We start from the raw sequence: 21266 nt of genomic DNA, 5'->3' as shown, positions 1-21266 counted from the left end.
TCAGCCCCGCTTGATCGTGTTGCCGGCGTGGTCAGGGCCTGCTACGGGGCCGCTCTCGAGGTCAAGCCGGCCACTCTGCCCGTAGAAGGCGACCGGATTGCGCCACAGCACCCGATCCACGTCGTCCTCGCCGAAGCCGGCCGCGAGCATGACGTCGGCCACCTCGCGCGTCTTCAGCGGATCGCTGCGCCCCCAGTCGGCGGCCGAGTTCACCAGCATCCTGTCCGTGCCGTACTCCTTGAGCAGGGTCACCATCCGGTCCGGGTCCATCTTGGTGTCCGGGTAGATGGAGAACCCCATCCAGCAGCCCGAGTCCGCGACCATGCCGACGGTCACCTCGTTGAGGTGGTCGATGAGCACCCGCGCGGGGGGTGTCCCGGCCGCCCGCACCACGTCGAGCGTCCGGCGGGTGCCCCCGGCCTTGTCCCGATGCGGGGTGTGCACGAGTACCGGAAGATCATTCTCCTGTGCCAGGGCGAGCTGCGCCTCGAACGCCCGTTCCTCCTCTGCCGTCATCGAGTCGTAGCCGACCTCGCCGACCGCGACGACGGAGTCCTTCAGCAGGTATCGCGGCAACTCGGCCAGCACCGCCGCGCATCGCGGATCGTTCGCCTCCTTCGGGTTGAGCGCGAGCGCGCAGTGGTGGCGGATGCCGTACTGCGCGGCGCGATAGGGCTCCCAGCCGAGCAGCGCGTCGAAGTAGTCGAGGAAGCTGCCCACATGGGTACGGGGCTGCCCCAGCCAGAAGGCGGGTTCGACGACGGCCCGGACCCCCGCGGCGTGCATGCGCTGGTAGTCGTCGGTGGTCCGGGAGGTCATGTGGACGTGGGGGTCGAAGATGCGCATTCAGATCCTCTCCAGGACGTCGCGCGGGACGGGCCGGCCGGCCGCCCGCAACTCCGCCGCGTAGTCCGACAACATCCGGGCCAGCTCGGCGTCGAAACGGCGGTCCAGCTCGGCCACCGCCACCAGGGGGATCGACATGAAGACGCACTTGAGCACCCCTTGCCGGAAGGAGTGGTCGCCCAGCCACGCCGAGCCGTACGGGCCGAGGGCCGCGGCGACCAGCCGCGCGTCATTGCTGCGAAGCGCGTCCTCCACCAGCGCGACCGCCGTGCCTTCCAGGTCGAGCTCGTGCAGGACGGTCAGAATCGCCAGCCGCTCACCGCTGTCGCCGGCCTCGTACAGGCTCCGGATCACCGCGTGGTGGCCGCGCAGCGCGCCGAGCAGCGCGTGCCGGGCGCCCGGGCCGCCCCGCCGTTCGGCCTGCGGGAAGAGCCGGTGGATCGCCAGCGGGTCAGCTTCGACCTGCCGGGCGGCCTGGGCCAGCCACTCCTGTGCCGGCTCCTTCATGTGCCCTCCTCAAGAAGTCGATCGATCGGCGGGCGACCTGCGGGGCCGCATGGCTGTGCCGGGCCAGCTCCACGGCCACCAAACCCGGGTAGCCGTGCAGAGCGGCGAGCACCGGCGCGAAGTCGATCTCACCCTCGCCGAATTCCAGGTGCTCGTGGACCCCCCGGCGCATGTCCTCGATCTGCACGTGCACGGCGTACGGCAGCGCCCGCCGGACACAGGTGTCCAGGTCCTCCCGCTCGATGCAGTGACAGTGCCCGATGTCGAGGGTGAGACCGAACCGGGTAGGGGCGCCGAGCATCGCGCGCAGCCGCTCGAAGCCGTCCAGGTCGGCGACGAGCATCCCGGGTTCGGGTTCGAATCCCAGCGTGACGCCCACCTGATCGGCCTCGTCGAGCAGTCGTGCGCACTGGCGGGCCAGCCGCGTGTACGCCTCCTCCTCCGGCACGCCGTCGGGCCGGACGCCGCTCCACAGGTGCACCACGGGAGCGCCCAGGTCGGCGGCGACGCGCATCGCCGTGATGAGAAACTCCGCTCTGCGCCCGGCGCCGTCGCTGATGAGGGTCGGATGGTGTTTGCGCAGGGGATCGAGGGTGTAGCGCCCGCCCGTCTCGACGACGGCAGCGAGGCCGAGGCGATCGAGGATCCCGGCGATCCTGGACACCTCCGCGGCCAGCCCGGGGGAGTGGGGGTCGAGATGACCGTGGTCGAGCGTGATGGCCGCACCGGTGTACCCCAGGTCGGCCAGGACCGCGAGCGCCTCGGGAAGCCGGTGGCCGGAGAAGCCGTTGGTGCAGTAGGCCCACCTCACGATGTCGCCAGCCGGGATGAGAGCCACCTTCCCACGGGGAGCGAACACAGCAGCGCGCCCGCCATCGCGAACCGTCCGCCACCGGCGACCGCCGCCGCCTGGAGCGGGATCAGGCCGAGAATGCTCAGGCGGACGGCCTGCCGCACGTTCTCGGGGTCGGGAAGGGTCCGTAACCCGGCCTGGACCGGAAGGGTGGAGGCGAGATAGCCGGCGATGAGGACGCCCGCTCCGGTCCGGGCCGTGGCTCCGCCCCGCACGCAGGAGGCGGCCGCGAGCCCGGCCGCCACGGTGCTGGCCACGAGCGCGCGCTCGGCGGTCCCGCGGGTCGCCCCCGTCACCTCGGCGCGGCCGAGGACGCTGATCCCGTAGGTGTGCGCGCCTATCGCCAGCGCTGCCGGCACCGCGGACCTCGCCTGCTCGCCCGCGCCCAGAAGCACGTCGAGCACGCGGCAGGCCGCCATCGCCGCCGGTCCCGCCACCGTCCGTTTGAGGCGCAGGTCGTAGGCCCACACCGCGCCGGCCAGCAGGCCGGCGACGGCGAGACCGCGACGGCCGCCGGCGAGGGCGGCGGTGGACAGGCCCGCGCCGGTCAGGGCGGCTGCGAGCCCGAGCGCGACGCCCGGCCGGACCCGGCCCGACGGGATCGGGCGCTCGGGACGCTCGACGGCGTCCGCCTCACGGTCCGCCCAGTCGTTGAGCGCCATTCCCGACCAGTACACGAGCACCGACGCCAGGGCCAGGCCGGGTGCCGGGCGCCGCCCCGCGGCGGCGGCTCCCGCCATGGTGTCCCCCGGCACCGACAGCGCGGCGGGCGCGCGGACCAGTTCGAGCAGCGCCCTCATGACAGCTCCTCGGCGAAGGCGCGCAGCCGGGCGTACTGGGCCGCCAGGGCGTGCTCGCCCGTCCCCAGCGGGCTCTTGAAGAAGTACCCGAGCTCGGGCTGGACGCCGTGCCGCCCCTTCTCGTGCGCGCGCGCGACCAGCCGGGCCAGGTCCAGGACGAGCGGAGCGGCCAGCGCCGAATCGCAGCCCTGCCAGGTGAACTGCAGCGTCATCCGGACGCCGAGAAAGCCCTCGAAGCTCACGTGGTCCCAGGCGGTCTTCCACTCTCCGAGGTCCGGGACGTAGTCGATGTGCGTCTCACCCTCCACGGGTCCTCCCAGGACCTGCGCGACGACCTGGTCCTTGGAGAGCCGCTTGCTGGACCTGGCGGCAGGATCGGCGAGTGTCGCCCCGTCGCCGCCGCCGAGCAGGTTGAGCCCGGACCAGGAGCGGACGCGCAGCGCCCGGTCGGCGAACATGGGCGCCAGGGCGCTCTTGACCAGGGTCTCGCCGGTCTTTCCATCGCGTCCCGCGTACGGCACGCGCCGCTGGGCGGCGAGTTCCGCCAGGGCGGGCAGGGTCGGCCCGGTGGAGGGGGTGAACTCCACATAGCCGCACCCCGCGTGGAACGCCGCATAGGCGTACAGCGAACTCGGCGGCAGGACGTCGTCCCCTACGGCGAGCCGCTCCTCGAGATCGGCCAGCCTTTCGAACTCGGGGCGCGGATCCACCGGGGGTTCGGTCGACGACACGTTGACGACGACCATCCGGGCCAGCCCGTGCCGGGCGCGGAAGCCGGCGATGTCGTCGATCAGCCGGGTCGCGGCCCGGCCGCCGTCACCGGGGACGTAGCCCGGCCGGATCTCGGCGTCGGCGGCGTCCAGATCGGGCGCGAGCAATCCCGGTAAGTCCGGCGATATGACCTCTGCTCTGCCCAGCTGTTCGGCGCGCTTGCGTAAGGAGGTCCCGGCGACGTCATGGCCGCCGAAGATCAGGTCGGTCAGCGGAACCAGCCGCCCGGGGAAGCCGGCGGACTCGCTCACGCATCCACGGGGGGACGCCGCTCCCGCCTTGATGGCCGCGGCGCCCACGATGGCAGTGGTCGCCACGGATCCTCGTGCCCCGATAAGCCACACACCGAGCTTGTCCATGAAAGCTCCATCGTGCCGGGACTACCCCGCATGCGAAGGCATCCAGTAGGTAAGTCTCCGCGATGGTAAAAGCTATTTTTGTCGATGGTCAAGCATAAGTAGGCTTATTGCTGTCTTATCATCTGCCGCCTACGGCCATCGCCGCCGGTCCGCCGCGTCGGGCGTACTCGACACCCGCTCTTCATGGGGACGCCACCCGTCGCGGCTCCATAATTATGTCGCGCTGGCGGCCGACTTTTGCTTGACCATCGACATAAGCCCGCTTAGCATCCCGCAACATGACGGATATGGGCCTGAAACCTGCCGATGGCCCCCGAGCAGGGACGGCGCCTACTCCTCGCTGCCTGCCGTGCACGCCCGGGGGTCACCGGGGGCGGGGAGGCTGACCGGATGCTGAGCATGCGCGGCATCGGCAAGAGCTTCCTCGGCGTGCGGGTGCTGTCCGGGGTGGACCTCGATGTGACGGCCGGCGAGGTTCACGCCGTCGTCGGCGAGAACGGCGCGGGCAAATCCACCCTGATGAAAATCATCTGCGGGGTTCACACGCCGGACGAGGGCACGATCGAGATCGACGGCCGGCCCGTCTCCTTCGGCCATCCGCTCGAGGCGCAGCGCTCCGGCATCGCGATCATCTACCAGGAGTTCAACCTGCTGCCCGAGCGCACCGTCGCTGAGAACGTGTTCCTCGGGCGCGAGCCCGTCAGACGCGGCCTGGTCGACCGCGCCGCCATGGAGGAGGCGACCGCGCGGCTCCTCGGCGAGCTGGGCGAGGATCCCTTCGGTCCCCGCGACGCCGTCAAGCGCCTGTCGGTCGCCCAGCAGCAGATCGTCGAGATCGTCAAGGCGTTGTCGGTGAACGCGCGGCTCGTCGTCATGGACGAGCCCAGCGCGGCGCTCGCCGAGCACGAGGTCGAGTTGCTCTACCGGCTGATCGGGCGGTTGAGGGAACGCGGCGTCGCCGTCGTGTACATCTCCCACCGATTACGCGAGGTGTTCGATCTCGCCGACCGGGTCACCGTGCTCAAGGACGGCTCGCGCGTCACCACGCTCCCGATCGGCGAAGTGACCCCCGACGAGTTGATCCGCCTGATGGTGGGCCGTGACCTCGGCACCTACTTCCCGCCCCGCTCGGAAGGTGCCGGCGAGGTACGGCTCAGCCTGCGCGCGGCCGGCAACCACAAGCTCCACGACATAGACCTGGAACTGCGTGCCGGGGAGATCGTCGGCATCGCGGGCCTGCAGGGATCCGGCAGATCGGAGCTCGCCAAAGCGATCTTCGGGGCGGAGCCGTTCACCACGGGCGAGATGATCCCGAAGCGCCCGCGCTCGGTCCGGGAAGCCGTGGCCATGGGCATCGGGCTCGTGACCGAGGACCGCAAGGCCGAAGGGCTCGCGCTGCGCCAGTCCGTGCGCGACAACGTCCTGCTCGTCGCCCGCGCGGTGGGCCCACGCAACCGCGACGGCGTCCGCGACCTGCTCGAACGGGTACGCCTCTCGCCCGCGCGCCAGGACCAGGAGGTCCGCTACCTGTCCGGCGGCAACCAGCAGAAGGTCGTGCTCGTCAAATGGATGACGATGGCGCCCCGGGTGCTGCTGTTCGACGAGCCGACCCGGGGAGTCGACGTCGGGGCCAAGGCCGCCATCCACGACCTGATGCGCGAACTGGCGAACGACGGCATGGCCATCATGATGATCTCTTCCGAACTGCCCGAGCTCATCGGCATGAGCGATCGGGTGGTCGTCCTGCGCGACGGCCGTGTCGCGGGCGCGCTGCCGGCCGGGACCTCCGAGGAGGCCATCATGCGCCTGGCCGCGGGAGAGGTGGCATGAATGCACCTGCTCACGCGCGCCCGCCGCGGCCAGGCGCACGGCGGTCTGGCGGCTCACCTGCGCGAACCCTCGCAGGTCGTGTTCCTCGCGCTGCTCGGCCTGGTCGCGATCGGCTGGGCCCTCGTCGCGCTCGACGGCGGCCAGTTCCTCACCATGGAAAGCATCGTCGGGATCCAGCAGCGGTCCGCCGCACTCGGCATCGTGGCGATCGGGCAGACGCTGGCGATCCTGGCCGGGTCGCTCGACCTGTCCGTGGCGTACCTGATCAGCCTGTCCTCGCTGGTCGCGGCGGAGATCATGGCGGGCCAGGACGGCAACATCGGGCCGGCGGTCGCCGCGGTGCTGGTCATCAGCTCGCTCGTGGGGCTGGTCAACGGGCTGGTCATCACCAGGCTTCAGGTCCACGCCTTCATCGCCACACTCGGCGTCGCTCTGATCATCAAGGGCATCGTCGACCACCTGTACGACGGCCCGGCGGGCAGGGTGCCCGAGTCGTTCCAGCTTCTCGGGTACTCCCGCGTCGGGCCGGTACCCGTCTCCGCCATGCTCTGGGCAGGCGTGGCCGTCGCGGCCTGGTTCCTGCTGAGCAGGACCCGGCTGGGATACCGGATCTACGCGGTGGGCGGCAACGAGGAGGTCGCCCGGCTGTCCGGGATCCGTACGGCCCGCGTCATCGTGATCACCCACGTGCTCTGCTCGGTCTGCGCCGGCATCGCGGGTCTGCTGCTGGCCGCCAGACTCGGGGCGGGGGCGCCCACGGTGGGCACCGATGGCGGTTATGACCTGGAGTCCATCGCCGCGGTCGTGCTCGGCGGGACCGCGTTGGCCGGAGGCAAGGGCGGGGTCGCCGGAACCGTGGGCGGGGTCCTGCTGCTGGCCGTCCTGGACACCCTCTTCAACCAGCTCGAGGTCAACTCCTTCGTCAAGGACGTGGTCCGCGGCGTGGTCATCGTCATCGCGGTGGCCGTCTACGCCCGGCGCCGAGCGAGGCGGTCGGCATGAAGCGTGCACTACCCATCCTCGCGGTCCTCGTGGTGCTGCTGGCCGCGATCGCGGTCGCCAATCCCCACTTCCTGGAACCCGCCGGGTTCCTGGCGTTCCTCAAGCGGGCCGCGCCGCTGGTGATCCTCGCCGCGGGACAGTACTTCGTCATCGTCTCCGGCGAGTTCGACCTGTCGATCGGCTCGCTGGTGACGGCCGAGGTGGTGATCGCCGCGCGGCTCATCGACGGCGACGAGTCCGCCACCTGGCCGGTCCTCGCCCTGCTGGTCGTCGTCGGACTGCTCGTCGGGCTGGTCAACGGCGTGGGCACCACCAAGCTGCGGGTGCCGTCGTTCATCGTGACGCTCGGCATGCTGCTCGTCCTCAGCGGCGCGGTCTTCCTCTGGACCGGTGGCGCGCCACGCGGCGCGCTGTCGGAGGGCTTCCGGATGTTCGGCCGCGGCGCCCTCGGGCCGCTGCCGTGGTCGGTGCTGATCCTGCTGGCCGTGGGCGGGGCGGCGATCTGGCTCATGCGCGCCGACTTCGGCCGGACCCTCATGGCCACCGGTGACAACGAGCGTGCCGCGGCACTGTCCGGGGTCCGGGTCGACCGGGTCAGGATCCTCGCCTTCATGCTCTCCGGCCTGTCCGCGGCCGTCGCGGCGATCCTGCTCGGCGGCTTCGCCGGGGTCTCGGCGCAGGCGGGCCAGGGACTGGAGTTCTCCGCCATCACGGCGGTCGTTCTCGGCGGCGTGGTGCTCGGCGGCGGCCGCGGCTCCGTGCCGGCCGCCATGGCCGGGGCCGTCACGCTGGAGGCGCTGTTCACCCTGCTCAACCTGTACGGAATCTCGGGGGCGCTGGAGTCCACCGTCCAGGGCGTCATCATCATCGCCGCGGTCGCGGCGGGAGCCATCCGACTTCCCTGGAAGTCCACCCCCCGAAGAGGAGACGCTCATGCCGCGCCTTGAGGCCGCAATCGCCCTGTCAGCCGTGCTCGTCCTCGCCGGCTGCACCACCGACAAGCCGACGGACACCACCCGACCCGCGCCGCCCGCCACGAGCGCCGGGAACTCGGGCACAGGAGCGCAGTCGAAGTTCTTCGTGCAGGCGGACTTCGACGCCCAGCTGGCCATGCGTTCCCAGACGCCTCAGGGCCCCGCGGCCAAGCCCTGGGAGCAGGCCATCGACCCGAAGATGATCGACACGGCACAGTACAAGAAGGACGGGCCGTACCACCTGTGCTTCTCCAACGCGGCGGTCAACAACCCCTGGCGCCAGGTCGGGTGGAAGACGATGCAGGCGGAGGTGGGCCTGCACGAGGAGATCGAGGAGTTCACCGCGCTGGATGCCGAGGGCAAGGACGACAAGCAGATCTCGGACATCGCCGAGCTGCAGGCCAAGGGCTGCGACGCCCTGATCGTCTCGCCGAACACCACGGCGACGCTCACCCCCGCCGTGACGGCCGCCTGCGCGAAGGTGCCGGTCATCGTGTTCGACCGGGGCGTGGAGACGGACTGCCCGGTGACGTTCATCAAGCCCATCGGCGGCTACGCCTTCGGCGCCGACGCCGCCGAGTTCCTGGCCGAGAAGGTGCCGGAGGGCGGGAAGGTGCTGGCGCTGCGCATCCTGCCCGGTGTCGACGTCCTGGAGACCCGCTGGTCGGCGGCGAAGGTGGTATTCGACAAGAGCCGCCTCCAGGTGGTGGGGGTGGAGTTCACCGACGGTGACGCCGCCAGGACCAAGAGCATCGTCAGCGACTACATCCAGCGGCACGGCAAGATCGACGGCGTCTGGATGGACGCCGGTGCCACGGCGGTGGCCGCGATCGAGGCGTTCGAGGACGCCGGCCTGCCGGTGCCGCCGATCAACGGGGAGGACCAGCAGGACTTCCTGCAGAAGTGGAAGGACGCCGACCTCACCGCCGTCGCGCCCACGTACCCGACCTACCAGTGGCGGACCCCGATCATCGCCGCTCTGAAGATCCTCAAGGGCGAGGAGGTGCCCGAGATGTGGAACCTGCCGCAGCCGAAGGTCACCAGCGAGAACCTGTCGGCCTACCTCAAGCCCGACATGCCGCCGCTGCACTACGCGCTGTGCGGTTGTGAGGACCTGCCCGGCTTCCCCGAGGTCTGGGGCGGGAAGAAGAGCTGATCGGCTCCTTTCGCGAACCGACGACGAAGAGGTACGCCATGTTCTCCATCGGAGTGAACACCTGGGTCTGGGTCTCCCCGCTGACCGACGACGACCTGGCGCGGCTCGCGCCCCGCATCGCCCGGTGGGGTTTCGACGTCATCGAGCTGCCGGTCGAGCGACCCGGCGACTGGAACCCGGACAGGGCCGCGGCGGTGCTGGCCGAACACGGGCTGGCCGCGTCCGTGGTGCTGGTCATGCCGCCGGGGCGGGAGCTCGTGGCCGCCTCCCCGGAGACCGTCCGCGACACCCAGGATTATCTGCGGCACTGCGTCGACGTGGCGGCGGCCGTCGGCTCCCCGGTGATCGGAGGGCCGGCGTACGCCTCGGTCGGCCGTACGTGGCGGCTCTCGCCGGACGAACGCGGGAGGGTCTACGCCGAGTTGCGCGAGCATCTGCGGCCCGTCCTGGACCATGCGGCCGAGCGAGGGGTGAAACTCGCGGTCGAGCCGCTCAACCGGTACGAGACCAGCCTTCTCAACACCGTCGAGCAGGCGCTCGAGGCGTTGCCCGAGGACTGCCACCTGGCACTCGACGTCTACCACATGAACATCGAGGAGAAGGATCCCGCCCAGGCGGTGCGGGACGCGGCGGACCGCATCGCGCACGTGCAGGTGTGCGGCACCGACCGCGGCGCGCCGGGGGCCGACCGTTTCGACTGGCCGGGCTTCGTCCGGGCCCTGCGCGACACCGGCTATCAGGGGCCGCTCGTCATCGAGTCGTTCACCGCGCACAACCTGAGCATCGCCACCGCGGCCTCCATCTGGCGGCCCCTCGCGGAGAGCCAGGACGCGCTGGCCGTGGACGGCCTCGCCTACCTACGCGCCCTCTGACAGCGAGCTGAAAGTTTCATACTTATCCCGCCGAGACGGGGGCATCGAAACGGCTTCCGGATGGCCGTCACTGCCTTCCACCTGTTGGTTTCCGCGATCGCCGCCCAAGCGCCTGCGGAGTAGATGCGAAAAGATAAGAATCAAAGCCCTAAATAAGCATGCTTAAGGGTACGTTTGCGAGCCGAGACGACGCATGTCTCCCTCGTAGCCCTCCGGCTCGGACCGCTGCCGACACCCCCTCAGGAGATCCTTCATGCGAAGATCACGCCTGTTCACCGCCCTGGTCGCAGCCTTATCAGGGCTCGTGATGTCGTTGTCCCCGCACGTGGCGCACGCGGCCGAACCTCAGTTCAGGGTGCTGCTGTTCACCGAGACGGCGAGCGGCGCCTACCGGCATGACTCCATCCCCGCGGGCGTCGCGATGTTCGAGCAGCTGGCGATCGACCACGACTTCCAGCTCGATCACAGCGAGGACTCCGCCGTCTTCACGACCGCGACGCTGAACACCTACGACGCGGTGATCATGTTCCAGACCAGCGGCATGGTGTGGGACAACGACGCCCAGCGTCAGGCCTTCCAGGCCTACGTGCGCAGTGGCCACGGCGTCGTCGCGATCCACAACGCCACCGACATGAACATCGAGTCGCAGTTTCCCTGGTGGGACCAGGTCGTCCTGGCCGGCGCCCACATGACCGCTCATTCGGCGATCCTGCAGGGCACCGCCAAGGTGGCCGACAAGGCCCACCCCTCCACGGAGGGGCTGCCGGACCGGTGGGTGCGCCCGGAGGAGTGGTACAACTTCGACAAGAACATGCGGGGCTCGGTGCACGTCCTGGTGACCGCGGACGAGACCACCTATGACGCGGGGCCGAACGCGATGGGCGCCGACCACCCGATCTCCTGGTGCCACAACCCGGAGGGCGGCCGGGTGTGGGCCACCGCGATGGGCCACCAGACGTCCTCCTATGCTGAGTCGCTCTTCCAGCAGCACCTGCTGGGCGGGGTGAAGTGGGCGGCGGGCGCGGCGCCGGGCGACTGCGGCGGCACGGTCGCGGACCGGTACCAGAAGGTGACCCTCGACGGCGCGCCGGACCAGCCGATGGAACTCGACGTGGCCGCCGACGGCAGGGTCTTCTACATCTCGCGCTCGGGCAAGGTCAACCTGATCCCCACCGACGGCGGGGGCACGCGCGTCATCGGCACCCTCTCGGTGTACGACGGCGGCGAGGACGGCGGCATCGGGCTGGCGCTGGATCCGGACTTCACCACCACCGGCTGGATCTACGTCAACTACTCGCCGTCCGGCGGCGACGAGGTCAACCGGGTGTCGAGGTTCACCTTCGACGGCACCAGCCTCGACCTGTCGAGTGAGAAGAAGTTGATCGAGGTTCCGGCGTACCGCCACGTCGACGAGCCCGGCCACACCGGCGGCTACCTCGCGTTCGGTCCGGGCGGGAACCTGTACATCGGCCCGGGTGACGACACCAATCCGAACGGGTCCAGCGGCTACACCCCGATCGACGAGCGGCAGGGCCGGGAACATTACGACGCCCAGCGGTCCTCGGCCAACACCGATGACCTGCGCGGCAAGATCCTGCGTATTCACCCCGAATCCGATGGCACGTACACGATTCCGTCCGGCAACCTGTTCGCGCCCGGCACCGCCAAGACGCGGCCGGAGATCTACGCGATGGGCTTCCGCAACCCGTTCCGCTTCTCGGTCGACCAGGTGACGGGGTGGATCTCGCTGGGTGACTATGGCCCAGACGCCGGCGCGGCGAACCCCAACCGCGGTCCCGAGGGCACCGTCGAGTGGAACCTGATCAAGGAGCCTGGCTTCTACGGCTGGCCGTACTGCGTCGGTGACAACATCCCGTTCAACGACTACAACTTCGCCACCAACACCTCCGGCGCGAAGTTCAACTGCTCGGCGCCGGTCAACGACTCGCCCAACAACACCGGCCTGACCGATCTGCCCGCGGCCAAGCCCGCGACCGTGTGGTACGACTACCACGCCTCGGCCGAGTTCCCCGAGATCGACTGCTGCGGCGGCGCCGCCCCGATGGGCGGCCCCTTCTACCGCTACGACGACGCCAGCGACTCCGACCGCAAGTTCCCCGAGTATTTCGACGGCACGCCGTTCCTCTACGAATGGAGCCGCAACTTCGTCAAGGAACTCCCGTTGGACTCCTCGGGCAACCTTCTGAAGATCAACCCTCTGGCAGCACAGCTGGCCCCGCATGCGCCGATCGACATGAAGTTCGGTCCGGACGGCGCCCTGTACATGGCCGACTGGGGCAACGGCTTCGGCCACGCGAACACCGACGACAGCGTCTACCGGATCGACTACGTGGCCGGGAACCGCGCGCCCCTGGCCAAGGCGAGCGCCAACCCCGACTCGGGCACGGCGCCGCTGACGGTGGCGTTCTCCTCGGCCGGTTCGTCCGACCCCGACGGCGACGCGATCACCTACGCGTGGGAGTTCGGCGACGGCGGGACCTCTGCCGGCGCCAACCCCTCCCACACCTACACCGCCAACGGGACCTACACGGCCAAGCTGACCGTACGGGACTCCGGCGGGAAGACCGGCAGCGTCACGTTGCCGATCGTCGTCGGCAACACCCGCCCCGAGGTGACCTTCTCGGCACCACCCGACGGCGGCTTCATCGACTTCGGCGACGAGGTGGACTACGCGGTGAACGCCACCGACCCCGAGGACGGCGCCGCCGACTGCAGCAAGGTCAACGTGACCACAGCACTGGGCCATGACCAGCACGCCCACGACACCGGCCAGTACACCGGTTGCTCCGGGACGGTCACGACCACCGCCTCCGGCCATGACGAGGCCTCCAACGTCTACTACGTCCTGTCCGCCGACTACACCGACAGCGGCGGCCTGAAGGGCTCCACCGGCCTCACCCTGCAGCCGAAACACAAGCAGGCCGAGCACTTCACCGGCTCGTCCGGAATCCGCGTCATCGACGAGTCCGGAGCCGAGGGCGGTAGGCGCATCGGCGACATCTCCAACAATGACTGGATCTCCTTCAGCCCGGTCAACCTGTCCGGGATCGACACGGTGTCCTTCCGCGTCTCGGCACCGTCCAACACCGGGGCGTCCATCGAGCTGCACGCCGACTCGCCGACCGGGCCCCTCCTCGCCTCCAGCCCCGTACCGGCGACCGGGGGATGGAACACCTACGTGTCGCTGCCCGCGGTGCAGGTCACCGACCCCGGTGGGACCCGCGACGTCCACGTCGTGTTCAAGGCGCCGTCGGCGAACTCGTTCGACGTGGACTCCAGCACCTTCAACGGCAGGGGCGTCGGGCACGGTGACGGCCCGTCCCCCGGCAGCACGAGCGCGCTGCGGGGCGCGGGGTCGAACCGCTGCCTGGACGTCAACGGCGCTTCCCAGGCCAACGGCGCGCAGGCGCAGATCTGGGACTGCAACGGGCAGGCCAACCAGCAGTGGACCTCGACCAGCGCGGGTGAGCTGCGGGTTTATGGCGGCAAGTGCCTGGACGTGAACGGGGCCGGGACGGCGGACGGCACCGCGGTGATCATCTGGGACTGCAACGGCCAGGACAACCAGAAGTGGCGCATCAACGCCGACGGCAGCATCACCGCGGTCGGGGCGAACAAGTGCTTGGACGTCAGCGGCGCCGGCACCGCCAACGGCACCACAGTGCACATCTGGTCATGTAACGGCGCGAACAACCAGAAGTGGACCCGCGTCTGATCCCCATGTGACGCCCGCCCCCCGGAGCCGGCCCGCCTTCGCCGGCCGGCTCCAGCGTCCTTGCGCGATCAAGCGGCCTGTGACACCGCTGACCAGGGGTCGCCGTCGAGCGGGGTGAGCTCGAACACCGGGTGGCGGCCGGCCTCGGCGATGAAGTCCTCCACCGGAGAGTCCCTGGTGGCCTGGAAATACGGTCGGGCGGGGGCCGAGAAGCCCACATAGCGCTTCAGGACGGGTCCGGCCTCCATGGGCGCGAGTTCCCGGATGGTGTAGGCGCGTGTGGTGAACCGGCGGCGCAAGATCACCTTTCCGGCGGCGCGAGCGTTGAGCACCCAGGAAACCGCCCCATAGGGGGCGACCAACCAGCGCCTGCCCTCGTGTTCGACGAGTGCCACCGGCTGGGTGCGCAGGCGGCCGCTCTTGCGGCCCCGGGTGGTCAGGAGATAGCCACGGGGGATCAGGCCCGCGCGGATGAGCACACCGACGATCGTGTTGCCCGCCCGGACGATCCGGCCCGCAGGGTACGGTTTTGTCGGCCCGGCGGCCCTGCCGGAGTGGCTGGCGGCCATGTCATGCACCTTTCATCGGTCGTGTCATGGGGGCGGCTTACAGAGCGGCCATCGGCATCGTCGTCTGCTCGCTTCGGCTTCACCGGAAGCGATCAGCGTGTCTGCCGGCCCACTCGGCATACGTGTTCGGCGGGCCGCCGGTGGCCTGGTGTACCCCCGGGAGGATCGGGGCGGTCGTGCCGGTGGCGGCGGCCAGAACGCCGATCATGGCATCCGCGACCGCGGGTGGATGGTGGGCGACGAGGGCTGTACGGAGTTCCTCCGGAGACAACTCGGCGAAGCGAAGGGGCCGCCCGAGAACCTCGCCGAGGATCTCAACCCGTTCGACGGTGGTCAGGGGTTCCGGACCGGACAGTTCGTACGTGTGGCCCGCGCGGTCGTCGTCCAGCAACGCGGCGGCGACGACCGCGGCGATGTCGTGTTCGTCGACCGGTGCCAGCGAGGCGTCGGGGAAGGCGTTGTACACCGTGTCCTCGGCACGGATCGAGGGAGCCCATGACAGGTCGTTGGCCATGAACGCGGTCGGCCGGACGAACGTGCAGAGCATGCCGGAGGCGCGTACGGCGTCCTCATTGGTGTGGTGTTGCCGCTCGATCAGGCTGGGCCCGCCGGGGAGCGTCGCCGAGGACAGCAGGACGATCCGGCGTACGCCGGCCTTGCGCGCGAGCGCCAGCAGGTCGGCGACGGGCCACCCGGGCACGGGGAACAGGTAGGCCACGTCCACACCCTCGAACGCCGGCTCGACGGACGCCGCCACCCGGAGATCGCCGAGCATGGCCACGGCACCGCCGGGCAGCTGAACCTCGCCGGGACGCCTGGTGAGCGCCCGCACGGTGGCGCCCGCCGCGGTCAGTTCGTGAACGACTCGGCCGCCGATCCGGCCGGTGGCCCCGGTTACAAGTATCACGTTCTTGTTCCTTCCTCAGATGTTCAGCAGGGCGATGCTGTAGGCGACGATCCAGGCGGCCCAGCCGAGCCAGCCGAGCAGGCCGGTCACCGCGATGCGGTTGGTGCCGTCGGCGTTGTACGGGGCGGCCGTGGAGGAGACGAAGAGCAGGGCCGCGCTGATCCAGCCCAGCCACGCGTGCCAGGAGGGGATGAACGCGAGACTCGCTCCGGCGGCGGTGAAGCCGAGCACCGCGATGGCCAGGAAGGCCTGGTTGAATCCGAACAGCACGTTGCCGAACGCCCACAGCCCGGCCACCGAGCCGCGGTGGTGGCGGGCGGCCGAGGCCGCCCCGAACCGTAGCGATTCGACGACCATGAAGGTGGCGTTCTGCATGAGGACGCCCGCGAAGCCGACCAGGGCCCAGGCGTTGCCGCCGGGCTGCTCGTCTCGCCAGAGCGCCGCGAGCAGCCCGGCGGCGAACAGGGTGGTGAACAGCCAGGCGGCCGGGGCGAAGACGGAGGGCAGGTTGATGCGCCTGCCGATGCCGGCCAGTGCGTCGGTGACCGCGTCCAGGGATTGGCCGGAGGTGGGCTGCGGGAGCCCGGCGCGGACGTAGAAGACGTTGACGACGATCGCGAGCAGGACGAATCCGATGCCCGTGGCACCCGCCAGACTGGTGGTGGTCACGGCGACCACCAATTGGATGTACGGCACATATATTGAATGTAATCTACGGCAAGGCTGGATGCAATCATGGAGAACGAGACAGGGCGGCGCCGCTACAACTCGCTGCGCCGCGTGGCGCAGGCAAAGCAGACGCGAGCGGAGATCGCCGACGCCGCGCGCCGGCTGTTCCTGTCGCAGGGGTGGGCGGCGACCACTGTGCGCGACGTCGCCCGGGAGGCGGGGGTCGCCGTTCCGACCGTGTACGCGGCGTACCAGAACAAGGCGGGGCTGGTCTGGGCGCTGGCCGACGCCGCGGACCTGGCCGCGGGCGTGTCCCAGATGATCGACGAACTGGAGGCTACCTCTGACCCCCGGCGGCATCTGGCCGCGATGGCCGGCTACGACCGGCGTCTTTTCGAGCGCGCGGGCGATCTCATCGTTCTGATACGTGACGCGGGCCGTACCGAGCCCGAGTTCGCGGACTTCTATCTGCGGAGCCGGAGACAGGTCGGCGAGTATCGCACCCAGGTGTTCTCCTCCTGGCCGGACGGCACGCTCCGCCCCGGCCTGGACGTCCCCACCGCCATCGACATCTACGCCGCCCTGTGCAACATCGACGTCTACACCACCCTCCGCGTCGAACGCTCGTGGTCGCCCGACCGGATCGAGTGCTGGTGGGGTGAGGCGTTGGCCCGCGAACTGCTGAGCCGTCCGCTCGTGCACCCGTAACCGGGCCGCCACCGTCGGCTCTCCGGCCTCGAACCACTCTGCCGCCTGAGCCGTAGACGCTCCCGCCGCTCCTGCTCCGCTGGCGTGTACCCACCCCTTTGCCCGTACGGTCGGCGTGAACGCCACCAACGCCCAGCTGCCGGTCAGCGACGTCGCGGTCTACGCGAACACGGTCCGAGGTGGTGGGTTCAGCTACAGCGCGACCGTCACCTTCAGGCGCGAGCCGCAACGGTGATGTCGCACCTCGGGACGAGTCGCACGACTCTCCCGTTGTGCCGTTAATCGCGGCTCGCCACTGCTGTTCTTCGGCCGACAGGTGCTGAGCGCGCTGCTCGGTCTCTTCGGCCAGCGCCCCGGCCAGCTCGGGCATGTCCCTGGTACGGCCCTGGAAGACCACGTCCACGATCATGACGCCGTCGCGCAGGGTCAGCTCAGGTGATCTTGGCGCAAGGAAACGAACGGTGGCTGCTGCGCACCTGCCAGAACGCGAAAAGAACGGGCCGGATCCCTGCGTTGACGGGGGAGGAGCCCACGGCGGCGAGAGATCAGGGGGCGGTTGGCAACTGTCTCTTGTGCTCGGTGAGCTCGTAGCGGCGGACGATGACCTCGAAAGTGGCCTCATCGACCGGCTCGCCTTCCAGAAAATCGTCGATGTCGTCGTAGGTGACGCCGAGCACCTCCTCATCGGGCCTGCCCGGGTTCAGCGTCTCCAGGTCTGCGGTCGGGGTCTTGTCGATCAGCGTGGGCGGCGCACCGAGTGCCTGTGACATGGCCCGTACGCGGCGCTTGGTGAGGCCGGTGAGCGGGACCACATCGGCCGCGCCATCGCCGAACTTGGTGAAGAAGCCAGAGACCGCCTCGGCAGCGTGATCGGTGCCCACCACCAAGCCTTCGTGTGCTCCCGCCACCGCGTATTGAGCAATCATGCGCTGCCGGGCCTTGATGTTGCCGTGCAGGAAGTCCTGGTGGTGCGCGTCCCGGAACACCATGCCGCCGGCCAGCACCGCCTCCAGCGCTGCGTCACTGGCGGGCTGCACATCGACGGTCAGCACCCGGTCGGGCTGGATGAACTCGAGCGCGAGCTGTGCATCCTGCTCATCAACCTGGACTCCGTACGGCAGCCGCATCGCCAGAAAGGTCGAGTCGCGCCCGGCGTAACGGACCCGCTCGACCGCGAGCTGACACAGTCGGCCTGCGGTCATGGAGTCCAGACCGCCGCTGATGCTCAGGACCAACGAGCTCCGTCTCGTGGAGATCAACTGGTCGGTGAGGAAAGCCACACGGCGCTCGATCTCCTGCCCTACATCAAAGGACGCGCTCACCTGGAGATCTCGGGCGATCTCCTGCTGCAGGGACATGGAAACCTGGTCGGTCATGATGCTCCTCCGTCTGGACTCGTGGGTGCATGGCCGGCATGTGCCGCTGCGGCGCGATCACGGGCCACAAGGGGGTGTTCTCGTGGGCGGCGCCCCCTCCCAGCGTCACGACGGTTATCACCTGACACCCGACCGCGGATGCACCGACCGGCTCCGGATCCACAGCGAACACGCACCTCATGCCGGGATCGGGCGGGAGCGCCGACGGTGGGCGCCGGGTGGGACGCCGATCTGCCGCATGAAGGCGCGGCGCATGGTTTCGGCGGTGCCGAACCCGCTGTGACGGGCCACGACTTCCAGGCCCTCGGTTGTGGTTTCCAGCAGCAGGCGGGCGGCTTCGACGCGGGCGCGTTCGACGTACTTGCCGGGGCTGAGCCCGACTTCGCGGCTGAAGATCCGGGTGAAGTTGCGGGTGCTGGTGGACAGTCGGGCGGCCATGGCGGGCACCGTGTGGTCGGCGGCGGGGTCGGCGGCGATGTCGCACAGCAGCTGGCGCAGTGCCTGGTTGCGTACCGTCCGCGTCCGCTGCCAGACGCTGAACTGGGGCTGGCCGCCCGGCCGTTGCATGAACACCACCAGCCACCTGGCCACCTGCCGCGCGAGCTCCGCCCCGTGGTCCTGCTCGATGAGGGACAAGGCCAGATCCACCCCGGCGCTCACGCCCGCCGCGGTCACGATCGGCGGGTCCTGGACGAAGATCGCATCAGCCTCGACCGTGACGGCGGGATAGGCGGCGGCCAGCTCCTCGCGAAAACGCCAGTGCGTGGTGACGTGACGCCCGTCCAGCAGGCCGCCCTCGGCCAGCACGAACGCGCCCGTGCACATCGCCCCCACCCGCCTGGCCTGATGCGACAGACGCCGGACATGCTCGACCAGCTCACGCTCCAGCATCGCCCGCCGGCGACTCAGCCCTCCGGCCACCATGAGCGTGTCCAACGGACCCGCGACATCCGCCACATCCACATCCACCCCCATGCGCATCCCGCACGAGGTCCGCACATCCCGCCCACCGGCCGAGGCCAGCCACACCCGGTACCCGCCACCCGCCATCCGCGCGGCACTGGCGAACGCATCCGCCGGCCCGGCCACATCCATCAGCTGAACCCCGTCGTACACCACGAAGAGCACCCGCCGCTCGCCGGCCCCGCCACCGGGCACGTCGATGACATCGCGCATCACCCACCCCCGCACTTCACAACATGTCTGATCAGCCGTCGTGTACCTGGACCCGCTGGCTCTGAGCGGCCAGCCGGGCCCGCAGCAGCGGTGCCAGTTCCCGGTCTCGCTCGGTTTCGGCCGGCAGCGCCTCCATGAGTGACCGCATGCGCTCCTCGATCAGCGGTGCCACGTAGCGGTCGGTGTGCACGTACAGCTTGTCCGCCAGAATCGCCTCCAGCACCTGGTCCCCGACCACGTCCGGGTCGAGCCCGTAGCGTTGGAGAAGGGCGTGCCCCTCCTCGGCGGACGGGTCCTGCCGCTCCTCGGCTCGAGCGCTGTTGAGGGTGACGTTCGTTCGCACGAGTCCTGGGCACACGACCGTCACCCCGATGCCGTTCGCTATGAGCTCTGGCTGGATTCGCAGCGACTCCGACATGCCGACCACGGCGAATTTCGACGTCACGTACGTGACGTTGGTGGTGGCGATCAGCCCTGCCCCGGAGGCGGTGTTGACGATGTGCCCCGGCCCGCCTCGGTCCAGCATGCGTGGCAGCACGGTCTGCACGCCGTTGATCACGCCGCCGAGGTTGACGTCAAGCACATGGTCCCACTGCTCGTAGCGCAGAGCCCTGATCGGTGTGAGGAAGCCGAGCCCGGCGTTGTTGCAGAGCACGGCGATCGGGCCGAGCCGGTTCTCCGCGGCGTCGACGACGCGGGTGAACGCGTCCCGATCGCGGACGTCGAGCGGGAAGACCGCCACGGCCGAACCGTCGCCCGCGAGCGCTAGCAGTTCCCGCTTCGCCGACTGCAGTCGCTCCTCATCGAGGTCGGCCAGCGCGAGACGGGCGCCTGCCCTGGCGAACGCGCGGGCCATGCCGAGCCCGATGCCTTGGGCGCCTCCGGTGATGAACACGGTTCGGCCTGCTAGATCCTTCATGGCGCCTCCTGCTCGTGACAGTGACTCTCACTTTTACTGTAGTGCATGTAACTGCCATCTGAAAGTCACTCCCAAAATTTCGGCTAGGCTGTTGCCATGTCTGAGGAGCCCCGGCTGCGAGAGCGGAAGCGTCGAGCAGCGATGCGCCATGTCCAGGCGGTGGCGCTGGACCTGTTCGACGAGCATGGCTTCGCCGCCGTCACGATCGAGCAGGTCGCGGCGGCGGCCGACGTTTCACCAAGCTCGGTCTACCGCTACTTCGGCACCAAGGAAGGGATCATCTTGTCCGGTCCCGACGAGGGTCTGGTCGGCGAACTGCGAGAGCTGTCAGCCGAGGGCCGCCCGATGATCGAGGCGCTACGCCGTACGGTCGCGTTGTTCGTCGCCACCTCGGCCGGTGACACGGTCGACCGACGGAGGGTGCGTTACCTGATGGAGGTGCCGTCCGTCCAGGCGGCGGTGGCTCATCGGTTCTTCAGCGACACCTCGGCGGTTGCGGATTATCTCGCCAGGCAGATGGGCCGTCCCGTACATGATCTCGAGGTTCAGATCATGTGCGGGGCACTGTACGGCGGGATAATCGGGACGCTCCGGCACTGGCACACCACGAACTACGCGGAGTCGCTGGGCGACTTGCTGGACAAGACCCTGACAGCCCTGGAGAGGGGTTTCCGCGTGGACCGCCACTGAGACGAATGCCGCTGGGCACTGCCGAAGATCCACGGCCACCGCGACGGGCTCAGCTGCAGGTCGCCTGCCGACGGGTCGGGCATTGATGTACACGCGCCGTCCCATGGCGCCGTGGCCTCACGGAAAATGGCTGGACAGAGCGCACGCCAATGTCGGCTGGTTGGTTATTTAGCGAAAAAGGTTCTAGCACACCCGGCATGTGACGGTCAATCAACAGAAAAGGATCCCATTCGAGCGGCCGAACCTTAGGCGAGTTCACGCGCGGCCAGATGATCGACGTTGCGTTGGACGAGAACCGACCATACATCCTGAGCGAAGGACACGTAGCCCACCTATTCGGCCATGCCGCCGTGGACTCCTCTTTCGTCGGCCGTCTCCATGATCGAATTGTTTTCGCGTGAGCGGCCGCGAGTCAGGCATGGAGTCAGAAATCAGCCGTAGCCCTGGGGTGGAATTATCGAACGAATGCCGCGGCAGGCCCCGCCCAGCCGCGGCCCTGAGCCTGAATCCACGGCATGATTCCAGGTGATCGTTCTCCGGTCCATT

General features: G+C 69.4%; 19 protein-coding genes. 8 read left to right on the top strand and 11 right to left on the bottom strand.

Translation table 11 applies throughout. From position 1 onward, the window contains the following. The 5 genes from ACTWPV_RS40450 to ACTWPV_RS40430 are packed head-to-tail and all read right to left on the bottom strand — an operon-like array spanning position 1 to position 4136. Positions 1–846: a TatD family hydrolase gene (locus ACTWPV_RS40450; RefSeq protein ID WP_443155833.1), complete on the bottom strand. Its 846-nt coding sequence runs from the start codon at positions 844–846 to the stop codon at positions 1–3. Beyond that, on the bottom strand, positions 847–1353 hold the full coding sequence (locus ACTWPV_RS40445; RefSeq protein ID WP_443155832.1) for an EboA domain-containing protein: 507 nt from the start codon (positions 1351–1353) through the stop codon (positions 847–849). Next, positions 1298–2164 carry a sugar phosphate isomerase/epimerase family protein gene (locus ACTWPV_RS40440; RefSeq protein ID WP_443155831.1) on the bottom strand — a complete coding sequence of 289 codons (867 nt, stop codon included), beginning with the start codon at positions 2162–2164 and terminating at the stop codon, positions 1298–1300. The genes ACTWPV_RS40445 and ACTWPV_RS40440 overlap by 56 nt, the downstream gene beginning before the upstream one ends. Further along, a complete protein-coding gene (locus tag ACTWPV_RS40435; RefSeq protein ID WP_347648701.1) occupies positions 2161–3006 on the bottom strand; it encodes an SCO3242 family prenyltransferase in 846 nt (281 codons plus the stop codon). The genes ACTWPV_RS40440 and ACTWPV_RS40435 overlap by 4 nt, the downstream gene beginning before the upstream one ends. Further along, positions 3003–4136: an inositol-3-phosphate synthase gene (locus ACTWPV_RS40430; protein WP_443155830.1), complete on the bottom strand. Its 1134-nt coding sequence runs from the start codon at positions 4134–4136 to the stop codon at positions 3003–3005. The genes ACTWPV_RS40435 and ACTWPV_RS40430 overlap by 4 nt, the downstream gene beginning before the upstream one ends. A 390-nt stretch (positions 4137–4526) precedes the next feature. On the opposite strand from ACTWPV_RS40430, the gene ACTWPV_RS40425 reads away from it, so the two are divergent. From ACTWPV_RS40425 to ACTWPV_RS40400, 6 genes are all read left to right on the top strand, one after another. Further along, complete coding sequence (locus ACTWPV_RS40425) at positions 4527–5966, top strand: sugar ABC transporter ATP-binding protein (RefSeq protein ID WP_443155829.1); 1440 nt, start codon at positions 4527–4529, stop codon at positions 5964–5966. Beyond that, positions 5967–6968, top strand: coding sequence for an ABC transporter permease (locus tag ACTWPV_RS40420; protein ID WP_443155828.1), 1002 nt, complete (start codon positions 5967–5969; stop codon positions 6966–6968). After that, entirely contained in the window at positions 6965–7915 is a 951-nt protein-coding gene (locus ACTWPV_RS40415; protein ID WP_443155827.1) for an ABC transporter permease, read from the top strand. The genes ACTWPV_RS40420 and ACTWPV_RS40415 overlap by 4 nt, the downstream gene beginning before the upstream one ends. Beyond that, complete coding sequence (locus tag ACTWPV_RS40410) at positions 7902–9098, top strand: ABC transporter substrate-binding protein (protein ID WP_443155826.1); 1197 nt, start codon at positions 7902–7904, stop codon at positions 9096–9098. Before ACTWPV_RS40415 ends, ACTWPV_RS40410 begins: the two co-directional genes overlap by 14 nt. A 38-nt stretch (positions 9099–9136) precedes the next feature. Beyond that, positions 9137–9970 carry a sugar phosphate isomerase/epimerase family protein gene (locus ACTWPV_RS40405; protein WP_443155825.1) on the top strand — a complete coding sequence of 278 codons (834 nt, stop codon included), beginning with the start codon at positions 9137–9139 and terminating at the stop codon, positions 9968–9970. Positions 9971–10223: 253 nt separating this feature from the next. Then, complete coding sequence (locus tag ACTWPV_RS40400) at positions 10224–13706, top strand: lectin (RefSeq protein ID WP_443155824.1); 3483 nt, start codon at positions 10224–10226, stop codon at positions 13704–13706. A gap of 68 nt (positions 13707–13774) precedes the next feature. Here ACTWPV_RS40400 and ACTWPV_RS40395 read toward each other — a convergent pair whose 3' ends face one another. The 3 genes from ACTWPV_RS40395 to ACTWPV_RS40385 form a co-directional block, all read right to left on the bottom strand. Beyond that, positions 13775–14275, bottom strand: coding sequence for a nitroreductase family deazaflavin-dependent oxidoreductase (locus ACTWPV_RS40395; protein ID WP_443155823.1), 501 nt, complete (start codon positions 14273–14275; stop codon positions 13775–13777). A 79-nt stretch (positions 14276–14354) separates the two neighbouring features. Continuing rightward, positions 14355–15182, bottom strand: a complete 828-nt coding sequence (locus ACTWPV_RS40390; protein ID WP_443155822.1) for an NmrA family NAD(P)-binding protein — start codon at positions 15180–15182, stop codon at positions 14355–14357. A gap of 15 nt (positions 15183–15197) precedes the next feature. Then, the gene (locus ACTWPV_RS40385) at positions 15198–15851 is read right to left on the bottom strand and encodes a hypothetical protein (RefSeq protein ID WP_443155821.1); all 654 of its coding nucleotides are present in this window, start codon (positions 15849–15851) and stop codon (positions 15198–15200) included. A gap of 66 nt (positions 15852–15917) precedes the next feature. Here ACTWPV_RS40385 and ACTWPV_RS40380 point away from each other — a divergent pair, with 66 nt between their 5' ends. Then, positions 15918–16559, top strand: a complete 642-nt coding sequence (locus ACTWPV_RS40380; protein WP_443155820.1) for a TetR/AcrR family transcriptional regulator — start codon at positions 15918–15920, stop codon at positions 16557–16559. Between the two features lie 545 nt (positions 16560–17104). Here the strand turns inward: ACTWPV_RS40380 and nadE are convergent. From nadE to ACTWPV_RS40365, 3 genes are all read right to left on the bottom strand, one after another. Further along, entirely contained in the window at positions 17105–17935 is an 831-nt protein-coding gene (gene nadE, locus ACTWPV_RS40375) for an ammonia-dependent NAD(+) synthetase (protein WP_443155819.1), read from the bottom strand. 177 nt (positions 17936–18112) lie between these two features. Next, positions 18113–19111 (bottom strand): GlxA family transcriptional regulator, encoded by a 999-nt coding sequence (locus ACTWPV_RS40370; RefSeq protein ID WP_443155818.1) that lies wholly within the window; start codon positions 19109–19111, stop codon positions 18113–18115. A gap of 31 nt (positions 19112–19142) precedes the next feature. After that, entirely contained in the window at positions 19143–20030 is an 888-nt protein-coding gene (locus tag ACTWPV_RS40365; protein WP_443155817.1) for an SDR family oxidoreductase, read from the bottom strand. A 96-nt stretch (positions 20031–20126) separates the two neighbouring features. Here ACTWPV_RS40365 and ACTWPV_RS40360 point away from each other — a divergent pair, with 96 nt between their 5' ends. Next, the gene (locus ACTWPV_RS40360; protein WP_443155816.1) at positions 20127–20720 is read left to right on the top strand and encodes a TetR/AcrR family transcriptional regulator; all 594 of its coding nucleotides are present in this window, start codon (positions 20127–20129) and stop codon (positions 20718–20720) included. The last annotated feature ends 546 nt before the right edge of the window (positions 20721–21266 follow it).

Source organism: Nonomuraea sp. KM88 (genome assembly GCF_052245635.1).
GTDB lineage: Bacteria > Actinomycetota > Actinomycetes > Streptosporangiales > Streptosporangiaceae > Nonomuraea.
This window is presented reverse-complemented; position numbering and strand designations above follow the sequence as displayed.